The sequence below is a fragment of the Solibacillus faecavium genome (assembly GCF_014836905.1).
Classification (GTDB): Bacteria; Bacillota; Bacilli; order Bacillales_A; family Planococcaceae; genus Solibacillus; species Solibacillus faecavium.
Window position 1 is genome coordinate 582,679 of the sequence record NZ_JACSPZ010000002.1, and the last position, 12,969, is coordinate 595,647.

At 34.3% G+C, this 12,969-nt stretch carries 12 protein-coding genes; 2 read left to right on the forward strand and 10 right to left on the reverse strand.

The features are described 5' to 3' along the window. Window positions 1-146: 146 nt before the first annotated feature. The 7 genes from H9635_RS06390 to H9635_RS06420 form a co-directional block, all read right to left on the reverse strand. A protein-coding gene (locus H9635_RS06390; RefSeq protein ID WP_191699312.1) for an IS3 family transposase occupies window positions 147-1,504 on the reverse strand; the annotation gives its coding sequence in 2 pieces (ribosomal slippage) (window positions 147-1,051 and window positions 1,051-1,504; 1,359 coding nt in all). Window positions 1,505-1,577: 73 nt separating this feature from the next. After that, window positions 1,578-1,937 carry a S66 peptidase family protein gene (locus H9635_RS19195; RefSeq protein ID WP_263616905.1) on the reverse strand — a complete coding sequence of 120 codons (360 nt, stop codon included), beginning with the start codon at window positions 1,935-1,937 and terminating at the stop codon, window positions 1,578-1,580. A 598-nt stretch (window positions 1,938-2,535) separates the two neighbouring features. Further along, window positions 2,536-3,090, reverse strand: a complete 555-nt coding sequence (locus H9635_RS06400) for an aspartyl-tRNA synthetase (protein ID WP_191699313.1) — start codon at window positions 3,088-3,090, stop codon at window positions 2,536-2,538. A 237-nt stretch (window positions 3,091-3,327) separates the two neighbouring features. Next, window positions 3,328-3,474: a hypothetical protein gene (locus tag H9635_RS06405; RefSeq protein ID WP_191699314.1), complete on the reverse strand. Its 147-nt coding sequence runs from the start codon at window positions 3,472-3,474 to the stop codon at window positions 3,328-3,330. A 165-nt stretch (window positions 3,475-3,639) separates the two neighbouring features. After that, the gene (locus H9635_RS06410; protein ID WP_191699315.1) at window positions 3,640-4,074 is read right to left on the reverse strand and encodes a hypothetical protein; all 435 of its coding nucleotides are present in this window, start codon (window positions 4,072-4,074) and stop codon (window positions 3,640-3,642) included. Between the two features lie 306 nt (window positions 4,075-4,380). Next, entirely contained in the window at window positions 4,381-5,310 is a 930-nt protein-coding gene (gene epsC / locus H9635_RS06415; RefSeq protein ID WP_191699316.1) for a serine O-acetyltransferase EpsC, read from the reverse strand. A 104-nt stretch (window positions 5,311-5,414) separates the two neighbouring features. After that, on the reverse strand, window positions 5,415-6,377 hold the full coding sequence (locus tag H9635_RS06420; RefSeq protein WP_191699317.1) for an arsenic resistance protein: 963 nt from the start codon (window positions 6,375-6,377) through the stop codon (window positions 5,415-5,417). A gap of 135 nt (window positions 6,378-6,512) precedes the next feature. Between H9635_RS06420 and H9635_RS06425 the strand changes: the two genes are divergently transcribed. Then, entirely contained in the window at window positions 6,513-7,238 is a 726-nt protein-coding gene (locus tag H9635_RS06425; protein ID WP_191699318.1) for a MerR family transcriptional regulator, read from the forward strand. 81 nt (window positions 7,239-7,319) lie between these two features. Here H9635_RS06425 and H9635_RS06430 read toward each other — a convergent pair whose 3' ends face one another. From H9635_RS06430 to H9635_RS06440, 3 genes are all read right to left on the reverse strand, one after another. After that, on the reverse strand, window positions 7,320-7,733 hold the full coding sequence (locus H9635_RS06430) for a protein-disulfide isomerase (protein ID WP_191699319.1): 414 nt from the start codon (window positions 7,731-7,733) through the stop codon (window positions 7,320-7,322). An 82-nt stretch (window positions 7,734-7,815) separates the two neighbouring features. After that, on the reverse strand, window positions 7,816-9,849 hold the full coding sequence (locus H9635_RS06435) for a HelD family protein (RefSeq protein WP_191699320.1): 2,034 nt from the start codon (window positions 9,847-9,849) through the stop codon (window positions 7,816-7,818). Between the two features lie 346 nt (window positions 9,850-10,195). Continuing rightward, complete coding sequence (locus H9635_RS06440; protein WP_191699321.1) at window positions 10,196-11,446, reverse strand: helix-turn-helix domain-containing protein; 1,251 nt, start codon at window positions 11,444-11,446, stop codon at window positions 10,196-10,198. Window positions 11,447-11,639: 193 nt separating this feature from the next. Between H9635_RS06440 and H9635_RS06445 the strand changes: the two genes are divergently transcribed. After that, window positions 11,640-12,935 (forward strand): MFS transporter, encoded by a 1,296-nt coding sequence (locus tag H9635_RS06445; RefSeq protein WP_191699322.1) that lies wholly within the window; start codon window positions 11,640-11,642, stop codon window positions 12,933-12,935. Window positions 12,936-12,969: the final 34 nt, after the last annotated feature.

Genomic DNA, 12,969 nt, shown 5'->3' on the forward strand with positions numbered 1-12,969 from the left:
CAGTATTGACTTTTAGTAAAATTGTATAAAACAACGTATAAATAATGTACCAATAGAAATGGCAGAAACATTGATTTAACAATATCTCTGCCCTTTTTGCTTCTTCCCAAACTTGAAGTGACCCCTAAAAGTTAGACACGGTAATTTCAGGCAACCATTTGGGCATGAGTTCGATATTGTATCGGGCTCATACCTTTTAATTTTGCCTTAATCCGTTTGGTATTGTAGTAGTTGATATATTTTTCTAGTTCTCTTTTGAATTGCTCGATATTTTCAAATTCCTTTAAATAGAGAAATTCAGATTTCATGATGCCAAAGAAATTCTCCATCACGGAGTTATCGTAACAGTTACCTTTACGAGACATACTTTGCACAATGCCTCTTGTTTCAAGACTGTGTCGATATTGTTTCATTTGATAATGCCAGCCTTGATTCGAATGCATCAATAGCTGGTGGTCTTCTGGTAAGCGTTCTAACGCCTTTTTTAACATGGCTGAAACAAGGGAAAAGGTCGGTCTTGAACCAATTGTATAGGTAATAATTTCACCATTAAATAGATCTAAAACAGGCGATAAATAAAGCTTTTCTCCGAATAATTTAAACTCTGTAATATCGGTTACCCATTTTTCATTTGGAGCCTCTGCCGTAAAATTACGATCTAAAATATTTGGCGCAATTTTACCGACTGTGCCCTTATACGATTTATATTTTTTCATACGTACTAAGCACTTTAAACCTAGCTCTTTCATGATGCGTTGAACCTTCTTATGATTCACTTTTTGCCCACGATTCGCCAGCTCATCACGAATACGACGATACCCGTAACGGCCTTCATGTTCATTGTAAATAGATTGGATTTCGACCTTTAAATCAGCGTTCGGATCGGGTCGGTTCATCTTCTTCATTATATCGTAGTACGTACTGCGTTTAATTTCTGCGAATGCCACAAGTGCTTTCACCGAATATTTATGCCTTAATTCACAAATGACTTTTACTTTGTCTTTCGTGGTGATTTTTCTTTGGCTTGAACTAAGGCATTCAACTTTTTTAAGTACTCGTTTTCCATTTCAAGCTGTTTAATACGAGCTTGGAGTGCTTGAGTAGAGCCTTCTACTGGTGTTTTCTTAGATTGTTTTGCCGTTTCTTTTTTCATGGATAGACGCCCCTTTTTCTTTGGCTGAAGGGCATCCTTTCCTTGTGCTTCGAATTGTTTTTTCCAATTCCGTATCGTTGAAGCAGCCGCAATTTTAAAAATGGCAGCGGTTTCGTATAAGGACGTACCGTGTTCAGTCATGTAGTTAAGTACGTCTAGTTTAAACTGCTTCGTATAATTTGTATATCGTTTTACAAAGGCTTCTACACCGTTATGTTCATATTGTTTCACCCAGGTTAATAGGTAACGATGGGATACCCCTATATCAGCCGCTACTTTCCTTGAACTTTCTTTTCCATTTACATATCTTTGAACAGCTGCTAATTTTTCTTCTGCACTCATTTTAGCCATAGAAAAAAGGCACCTCCTTGTTAGATGTGTCTAACAAATGGGGTGCAGTTCACGTTTGGGAACCTTATCCTGTTTAAAACCAATCTTCAATACATGTAATGGATTTTTCAATTGTATTAAGTTGAACTTTCTTACCAATCGCTAATGGAAACATTGGATGCGTATGTGAACAGTCCACATCCGCTAAAATCGGAATTTTTCGCCGATCCACTTGTTCCAATAAAAAGTCTAAAGGTTGCTTGCCGGTACCAGCATCATCGTATTGCTCATGTTTTCCGAGTATGATGCCACCTACAAGGTCTAAAATGCCATGTAATTTCAGCATCGCGATATTTTTTTCGATAACGGAAGGATGTTTGATCGTATCCTCAATCAGCAGGATATCACCGTGTTTAATTTTAGGAAAGTAGGGTGTACCAATAAAGCCATACATTGCATTATTATTCCCATCAATTAATCGTCCTTCTATAATGTCAGGATTCAGACGTATCCAATCGTTCGGATACAGCTTTTTTTTCTCTCGAAATTTAACCAGTTCACCATTTCATCGGACCAAAATGAAGGACGTTCAATTTTGTAGGGAGCTTGCGGCGAACAAAAATAGTGTTCAAAGTATGTATACGTATTTTCTTGATTTAAATGTTTAAACAAAAATACACCGAACAAAAGTAATGTCCTTAATCTCGTAACGGGTTTGGTTGATGGGGATAAAAATATTAAAAACAATGTAAAGGACACGCTAATTAGCATATATTTAGACAGTAAACTCTCTATATAAATAGCGATTTAAAACGCTCAGACTATTTCTGAGCGTTTTTTAATGAAATATTTAACTCTAATTGGAATTACTTTGAAAAATGCGGATTTACAACGATAAGGATATACATGATTTTATGCAAGAAAAATAATGACGCAACATTACCCAAAGCTCAAACCATTGTCAATATTGACTTTTAGTAACAACATTTCTGCCCTTTTCGCTTTTTGCCAAACTTGCATTTGGGAATGTTTTTTAGGTTTGTTTTTATATGCTATAAATCAATTTCCTCTATCACTTCCTCGGTCGTGTTATTAATTAGTCTGATTTTACCTTCTTCTAAAGCAGTATCGATTTCAAAGTACCAAATGTATAATCCTGCTAATTGATATTCTTCAACAACTTCAGTAGGTAACATTTCTAAATTTAAGATTTTAGCACTTTTATCACCAAGTTGAATCAATAAGTCATCACTATCTTTAACTAATCCGAAAATTAGATTTTCACCATGCCCTTGGTAACCGTTTAAATTTTCATAATTTCTTTCATAATCCATAGGTCTCCATGAAAGAAACTCTGCTTTCCATCCGAAAAGTCCTTTTCGTACATATGTAGCTCCTAGATTATTCTTATCTTTTATGAAAAAGAAAAGTGCATTTCTATTTATTTTATAAGCTGGAATTAACACTAAATCATTTTCAACAGCAAATATAGCTTCTTGAGGTTCTGAATAGGAGTTAGATTTTCCGGAAATTATCCAAATAACAGTAATGAAAATTGCTATCACGGTAAAAGCGTTTACTGCTTTTTTAAAAGAGCCTTGTTTCATTTGAACACCTCGTTTACTTATTTTACCATGAAAATCTATTTCTTTAAGAGTCTATTTATACGTTACAGCCATTCAGGAAGTGAATCGAACAGTCCTAATTTCTCACAACGTCTCAGAGTGCTATTTACTTTAAAAAACAGCGACAAACACTCTTTTAAGTGCTACCAAACTTCATTTGGGAACATTAATTAGATTCTTTTTGTATATCTCATAAATCACATTGATTAAGGATACTATTTAATGAATGTCTTTATTTTTTTGATTTATTTCTTTGAGTAAAGCAATAATTTCTTTATCACGTTTACCATTTTCTTTTAATTTTGCATCAATAGATAAACAAGAAATGGCTATAATGACAACCCCGATAGTAATAATAATTTCCAATGTTTTAAACACCTACCTCTACACCAAATAGTTTTAACTTACTTTACCAATTTATAAAAGTTTTTAATAGAAGTAGAACTATTTATGGTTTCATTGAAAAACGCACCGAAAGCATTGTTTCGAAATGTTTCGTATATCTATATAAGTATGACACTCTTTGAATAACTAAATATCAGAACGTAAATTAATTTTTACAATCATCTCAATAATAGGTCGGGTGAACGTTTCTGGAATCATTGATGAAGGCAAACTCCCAGTATGATTTGTTAAACCGAATGACGCACCCTCTATGTCAATCCAATCTAATTCTCTAACATTGGGGATTTCGCCAATAAAATGATAATCTGCTACATAATAATAGGTACCGTCATTATTTTCACAAGCTCGCCATACTTCGGCTTCTTTCCTCGGGTCAATGCCAAACTGTTTAAAAAACTGTTGAATTGCTGGAGTTGTATGAACAATTGTTTTTGCGTAGTAAGTACAATCTGAACAGCCACAATGTTCTTTTTCAGAAACTAGAGGAAGTTCCTTATATAATGCTTTTGTTTTCTGAATATCTACATTCACAATTTCCCCATTTAAAATAAATTGTTCCATCTTGAACGCACCTTCCTTCTTTTAAAAATCCACTTTATTGTACTAATTATAGAACATTCTCAAACCAACCTGTGATTTCCAAAGGCAGTGCAGGTGTTTTCATGGTTCCGTTAAATTTAAAGGCTTAATCCAATTAGAACCTGTATTTATGCGTGCTAAAAAGGGGTATTAAAAGTTATGTTAAATCTAGTTTGATTTAATTATAAAAGTTAATCTAACAACAAAAAGAAAGACACAAATTCATATGCGAATTGTGTCTCTAATTACTATATACGAACCCGTTATTCAGCTCGTTGTTTTTTACTATTAAATTTCGTACTCTATCGCTACTTTTTTACTGTTACTAATGTTTGGCGATGGCTGAGAATTGTATACACGTGAATATGGAGGTACAGAATGAGTCATCCAAATATTACTTCCTAAAACCGTGTCATGGCCAATAGTCGTTTTTCCACCTAAAATCGTTGCACCGGCATAAATTACGACATTATCCTCAATGTTTGGATGACGTTTAATTCCTTTAATCGGGTTACCGTTCTCATCCATAGGAAAACTTAATGCACCCAATGTAACCCCTTGATAAATCTTCACGTTATTACCGATTGTGCACGTTTCTCCAATAACGACCCCTGTTCCATGATCAATGAAAAACGAATGCCCGATAGTTGCGCCTGGATGAATATCAATTCCCGTTAACTGATGCGCATATTCTGACATTATTCGCGGAACAATGGTAACATTCATTTTGTAAATTTCATGTGCGATACGGTGAATAAAAACGGCCCGTACAGATGGATAGCTCAGCATAATTTCTTCTGTGGATGTAGCGGCCGGATCTCCGTTATAGGCAGCTTGAATATCTGTTTGAATCGTCTCGCGAATAACTGGGAAAGAATCGATTAAATTCATAACTACTCGATCAGCTTTCTCCCGGCATTGACCATCACAATTATCAAAGTTTTGGTAAATTAGCACTGTCTCAATAATGTCCCGTAAATCTAAAGCTGATTTTCGTAAACTATTATTTACACTCATCAAAGTACGTGCTTCATCTACAACACCTTGGTTATTAATAGCCGGGAAAAAAATCTCATAAAAATTATCTAAAATTTCATGGATTTTATCTCGTCCAGTAAAGCCAATAGATTTTTCTATTTCTATATGTTTTTTGTTATATTCAATAAGCTTAGTAGCAATTAATGATGTTTCATTATTTAACCATTCTTCAATTTTCATCTTTTTGAACCCCTTATCCTTTTTATCATACATCTTATATGCGATTATACTACACACATTTAAAAGTGGTCGAACTTTCTATACTTTTAAGTAAAAGACTGTTTTTAATCCGGCATTACCACATTCGGGATAACTTTTATATAAATTAGTTCGCCAACTATTTCAACAATGGTTTGAGTAATTATGATTGCAGCGACTAGTATACTTACTTCGTTTGGCAATGCAAAAGCTAATGGTAATACAACTAGTGAATTACGTGTAGATCCGCTAAAAATTAATGCGCGGGTAGTCGGCACATCCAAGTCCATCCATTTTCCAACTATTTTCGAAATAAACGGCATAATAATCATAAACGCGATATAAATTGGGATCACTTTTGCAATCCAGTAAAATGAGCCAGATAGCTTACTAATTTGTGAAGCAACAACAACGAAAAGCGTTATGGCCATAAAAGGCACCGGTAACCATCCCGACAAATGAATTATCCTGCTACCAACTTTCGCGCTATTCCCCCATTTCTGAATGGCAACCGCTACTATTAACGGCAGCACAATTAACCCGAAAAATGCTTCAGCAAATGGTGTAACTTCTACTAGACTAGTTGCTTCCCTTCCTATAAATAACCATAAGTATAAAGGTAAAAGAAGCATTTGTGAAATGAAAAGAAACGGTGTCGCAGTTAAAATTGCTTTTTCATTTCCACGGCCAATCGCTGTAAAAACAATCACATAATCAATGCACGGCGTTAACAAAACTAGGTACAGACCTAATAAAAGCGGTGGATAATCTGGTAGTAATTGAGATAACAACCACACAACGATTGGCACGGCTATGTAATTTACAATACAAAGCGCAAGCATAAATCGCCGGTTTAATAATGACCCCTTCAAAGAATGAAACGGAATTTGCGAAAACATACTATACATTAATATGCCAATAATAATAGAAATCGTACTATCTAACTGAGTTGCTATATTTGGAGCGGTTAGTCCAAATGTTATGGCAACAACTAAAATAAATAAATATAGGAACACTTGATTTGCTTCCAATTTTTCTCTTGAAATCATATTTTAAGCCCCTCTAATTTCAACCCTTTTTACCGGTATAAGTTCTATTTACCGCTTACACTAATCATATCATTATCATTATTATTTGATAAAATAAAGGAAGAGAATTTCGATTACACAAAAGGAAGTTATAGCATGTTAACAAATGAAATTGCAAAAAAAGCGAATGTTCACCCTAATACCGTGCGACTGTATGAAAAGTGGGGCTATATATCTCCTGTTTCTAGAAAACAAAATGGCTATAGAATCTATACTGAAATACATTTGAAGCAAATGTATATCGCCCGGCTGGCATTCAATCAGGAATTTATTCAAAATAATTTACGCAAAATGGCGACAAACATTGTACAGCTCAGTGGACAAGGCAATTTTAAGGAAAGTCGGAAAGCAGCACTTACCTATCTCCAGTTTTTACAGTCAGAGTATGATTACGCTAAAAAAGCTATTCAAATTTCAACTAATATTATGCAAAGTAATACTAGCTCTCCCTTAATTTTTACACATAAAATGGTGGCAAATCATCTGCAGTTAACCGAAGAAACGATTCGGAATTGGGAGCGCAACGGCTTATTCAAAGTGAATCGCGATACACAAAACCGCCGACAATACAAGGAAGAAGATGTACAAAAGCTGCTCATTATTCGAACACTTCGAAGTGCTCACTTTTCATTAACGAGTATTCTCCACTTATTTCAGGAAATTGAAGCACTGGAACACGGGGCTGATATTCATACACTTTTAAACACGCCTAAATTTAAAAATGAGTTTTATCATGTTACCGATGAGTTAGAGCTCAATTTAAAACAAGCGATGAAGGATGTGTGCAGCATTATTGACATACTGGATCAGTTACAAACTTGACGCGCATTTTAAAAGCAAAAAAACAGCATCTTGAATCAAAATTGATCAGGTGCTGTTTTAGTGAGTTTTCAGTTAGCATTGCTAAATTTCTAATTTATTTCTAATATATTCCATGTTTTCAGAATCGACTATAATATGGTCCTTAAATTTAGTGAATTCTAGTGTAAAATCATCCACTTTTATAGTATATTTATTGTCATTTGTTGTAACTTCTACATTCTCATACTCTTCCATTACCGTACCACCAAGTTCTACACCTTTATTTAAATAAATTTCATCAAGTACACTTTTCTTATCTTTTCCAATTTCTCTACCAATAATCATCACTTTATCGTCTTTGAAATATAGTTGGTATCTTCCACTATCAAAAAAATAGCCGTCTAGATCCCTTTCATGAGCATCTAAATCTGATGCATAGTTATTTTCTTCTGAACATCCAACAGCTAGTAATACACACATAATTATTAAACTAAAAAATGAAACACTCTTCTTCATTAATCACACCACCTAATTTTTACTTTTTTATACGTATTTTCCATATAAAAAGTTCCAATTTAAGGCTATATACTAAATTTCCCTAAGCTCTATCGCTTCTCAGCAATTTTGAAGGATTAGAATGATCTATTAGCATCGTTAATTCATGCATGGCTCTTGTAGTCGCAATATATAAAAGTCCTTGGTCAAAGTCCGTTTCATATCGCCCGGCATCGACCAATGGCACAATAACATAATCAAATTCCAGACCTTTCGCATACTGAATCGTCGTTAAAAGGACACCTGTTTCAAACTTCTCTGTATGCCCATCCAAAATATAAAATGGCACGGTCATCCGTTCTTTTATAAATTGTAAATCCACCTCTGTTTTGCAAATAATCGCTGTTGTTCTCCAATGATTTATTAGCTTTCCCTGCAAAATTCCTATCATGTCATCGATTGAACGATAGAAGATTTCCTCTGGCTCTTTTCCATGTCTTGCAATCGGATCAAGTTCCCCGGTACGCATAAATTTTTTCGCATACATGCCAATCTCATAGGAAGAACGATACGTTGTTGTTAGTTCTACATACTCTAATTTTGGTAGTATCTCCTGAAATGCTTCTTTTGAAATCGTTTCATATGGGAGTAATGCCTGGCTAAAGTCGCCAATAATTGTTCGCTTACATTCAAAGACCTTAGCCAACACCGCATATTGAATCGGAGTATAATCCTGCATTTCATCCAATACGAAATGCTGTACTAATTCGTATGTTTTGATCCCTTTAAAATAAAGCTGAACATAAAGATAAGGATACACATCATTAAATTCGAAGTTTTTCTTGGAAAACTTAAATGCATTTTCGTCTAATGTTTTAATAAACACTTTATAAATTTCAAATGGATTTTTATACAAAAGTCGTTTTGTTAACCGATTTTTAATTTCACTTTTACTTGGTAACTTTCCTTCCCCACCTCTTTTTGACTTTAACACTTGAATAATATCATCGACCATTAACTCAATCCTCATAACAACGGGCTCATTGCGATACTGATTGAAACGCTGCTGTAAATAGTCGGCTTCAAACTTAACATCAGCAATGGAAATTGATTCATTTTTTAAGAGCCTGTTATTTAAATCCGATAAAAAACTCTGAAGTCGCTTAACAAATGCATAATTGGCTTTTTGCTTTGCCCGCTGTGCTAATGGTCCAGTCGGGTTAGATAGTATTTCCTTCATCTCAGTTTCAAAAGGTGTAAAAGTTACCGCTGCAGGTAATAAATTTACCGTTAACTCATCAATCGTAAATGAGCGAATCGGCTGTTCGCCAAGCTCTGGTAAGACAGAAGAAATATAGTCACCAAATACTTTATTCGGTGACAAGATAAATATTCGTTCTGCTCGTAATGTATCGCGGTACTTATATAAATAATAGGCGATACGGTGAAGAGCAACAGCCGTTTTTCCCGAACCAGCAACCCCTTGAATAATCATGTTATAGGCCGATTCGTTACGGACAATTTTGTTCTGTTCACGCTGGATGGAAGTAACAATTGTTTTCATCTTGTCGTTTGCCTGCTCATTTAACGTTTGCTGTAATACTTCATCTTGAATTGTTAAAGAACTGTCGATTACATACTGAATTTGTGAGTTTTCAATTTTGATTTGACGTTTATTTATTATATTCCCAACAAAACGTCGCTCCATTGCTTCATAGTATGCTTGTCCTAGTTCAAACTCATAGTACATATTGCAAACCGGTGCGCGCCAATCATAAATTAAATTCGTTCCTTCTTCATCCCTAAAACCATAGCGTCCAATATAAAACGGTTCGGCATCTTCCAAGGACTCGCCTTCATATACAAAGTCAAAGCGGCCAAAATAAGGTGAATAAATTAGCTTCTTTACTTGCTCAAGCTCCATTACTTGGGCATAACCTTGCTTATCAATCATGCTCAATGTTTGTTGGTAGTCGTACACTTCAAATTTATCAAGTTCACTTTTATAATCAATCATATATTTTTGTAAATCTTTAAAGCTTTTATCCTGTACCTTTACTTCATTATTTAATTTTTTATAAGCTTTTTTTAAGCTGGATAATGTTTCACTAAAATACGGCAGTTCTTTTTCTTTCATTAGCAATACCCCCATTTTTCACACAGTGCCATCTAGTATATCAACATATTTTTGGCTGGTGTTTAAGTGGAGGGTTTATAATTATAAAAGATTTCTGCACTTGATTATCAGCTGCTGAAAAGTGCTAATATATTTTCTGTTTTCTAATAAACTTGTGCGAAGTGCTAATAAACTGCTGAAATGTTCAAATATCACTCAGAAATGTGCTAATATCCAGACCAAAGTTTCTAATATCAGAGTTAAATATTCTAATAAAACCTCGGATGGTGAGCACCCTTCACTTATAGAGACTTGAAAACGAAAAAAGAAGGCTGTCCGAAATCGAATTTCAGGTAGCCTCCTTGTTCTATTCCATTATTGTTTTATGCGCATCAAGTATAAATTGAATTTCTTTCGTTATTTTAAAATCCTTTACACCATCCGTTGCGTATAAAATATCACGTTTTGCATTTTCCTTGTCACCAAGCATAAATTGGCACAGCGCACGCACTGCAAACGAACGATACATAATAGCCAAATCGATAGGATGCTGATTCCTACCAAGAATTTTGATATCCTTTAAATAAGTTAATGCTTCTTTATAACGACCGAGCATGTAATTAGCATACGCGTATTCCCCATTAAAGAAGAAATCTGCATCATAATAAATGTCTTCTAGTATATCAACTCGTTCGAATCGGGTTGCGATTGTTTTTTCATAATCCTTTTCAATTTGATTTGTATAGGTCAGCGTAAGAATCTGCTCCATCACGGTCTCAGCTGGCTCTTCCATGATCTCGACAAAGGCGCGCATCTTTTTCAAATAATAAAATGCCTTTTCTCCTTCTTCTTTTGAACAGTGAATAAAAAATAAAAATCGGTAAAATTCATTTAACCGGTAAAAGATTTTTTTCTCTTTAGAAAGAATAAAGGCCTTTTCAATATAGTGCTCAACCTGCGCATCATCATTTATCGCTGCAGACATCACCGTTATATTATAGTATAAATCTAATTTTTCTATGTCATCAATTAAATCCCCGTATTTATCAATATACTTCTCCCCTTCAAATAAATAGTGAAGAGCTTCCATATAATTCCGTTCCAAAAACTTAATACCTGCCATTCGATCAAATATCGTTAAAATTTTTGAATAAGCATGTACTTGTTCATACATTTGTACCAATTTTACAAAAGGCTTTTCAGATAAATCTATCTTTGCATGGTATCGCATTGATAAATAAGCATCATAAATACGAACGTCCTCAAAGGTCGTCCCCTTTAAACTGCCATTATCAACAAATGGCAAAATCGTATCATACAATTCGATTACTTTTTCGTTAAATTTCTTTTCATTATATTCTTTAAAAAGAGCTAAGCGCTTTTTTTCAACATCCTGATAAAGTTCTTTAATTTGGTGATGATTCTCTGTTTGCATAAGCTCTGACACGTCAATATTTAGCTGCTTTGCAATATGTTGCAGACTTTCCATGGACGGTTGGGCTTTCCCATTTTCAATTAAGCTTAGCATCCCTTTTGTAATTCGGTCCCCTGCTACTTGTGCAAGTGTCATTTTCCGCTCTTTTCGAAGTTCTTTTATTTTAGCTCCAATATTTAACACAACCTCACCTCATACAATACATTTTAACAAACCATATAACAAAATGAAAATAATTTAAATAAAATTAAACAAACTCAACATATAATCAAAAAATTATTTTTATTTTTTTAAATTAAATTAAACTTTTATATTGCAAAAAGAAAATCCATCTCATATAATAAGTTTAATAAAATTAAACAAAGGGGTTTTGAAAATGACGGAGCAATTAAAATTAAAAAAAGCAACCTATAATTTATACACTTTTTTTATTAGTAAAATGATTGGTTCACTTGGAGGAAGTGTTTACAGCTTTGGATTAAGTATGTATATCTTATCGTTAACTGGATCTTCATTAAGCTTTGCGACAGTAATTGTTTTGAGTTTTTTGCCACGCATCATTTTATCACCGGTTGCGGGCGTTCTTGGAGATCGCCTACCACGAAAATGGCTCGTACTTGGGGGGCAAGCTGGTGTCATTTTGACAATAAGTACTTTGTTGCTTTACACACATGAATTTGGATTATCATTACCGGCCATTTATATTACGACTTTCTTTAACGGGATTTTCCTGACATTTTCAAGTGTTTCATTTTCTGCATCCATTGCGAATATGGTTGATGAGGCTAGACTTCAAAGGGCGATGAGCTTTAACCAATTATCCTACTCAATTTCCGGCATTGCTGGTCCAATTTTAGGTGGCGTATTATTCGGGTTTGTTTCAATGGAAATGTTTTTAATGATCTTTATTGGTGCAGCTATTATTACACTAACTTTGGAATCGACAATGAATTTTACTCTTTATAAGAAAGAGCGTACGACGACAGAAGAATCACCAAAAGAATCGATGTTGGAAAGTTTGAAATCAGGCTTCCGATATGTAAACAAAAAACCGATTATTAAAGCAATTTTATGGACAGCACTTTGGCTAAATTTATTTTTCACAGCAATTAACGTTGGTGGAGATTTCATTTTATTAACAATCCTTCATTTAGATCCAAAGTTAATCGGTCTGACAGAAGCAGGCGCAGCAGTAGGTGTATTCGTTACATCGATCTATTTTGCTTCTCGCTCAAATGTTAAATTCCCTTTATTAATCGTTAAACGCTCAACTTTTGCAATGTCGGTTGTCGTAATTGCAGCAGCATTACCGCTTATTATTCAGTTTTCAACTATGATGAATTTCATTTATTATTTCATCATTATGCTCTTTTTTGGTTCACTTGGGGTAATTACAAACACTCCAATTGGTGTTATTATGCAAACTTCAATTGATGAGGAATATCGAGGACGTGTATTTGGCATTATCGAGATGATGGCTACTGCCGCTATGCCAATCGGTACACTTGGATTTGGAATATTATATGACATCATTCCAGCACAATATATTTTACTATTCAGCGGAACTGTTTTAATAGCAATTGTTTTAATTCTATTACGACGCTCAATTATTGAAATGGCCCATCCTGAGTTAAAAGCAGAAAGAGTAGAAGTGGAAGCAGTACCAGAGTAAGAACTAAATTAATGATAAAATAAGATTATTTTAT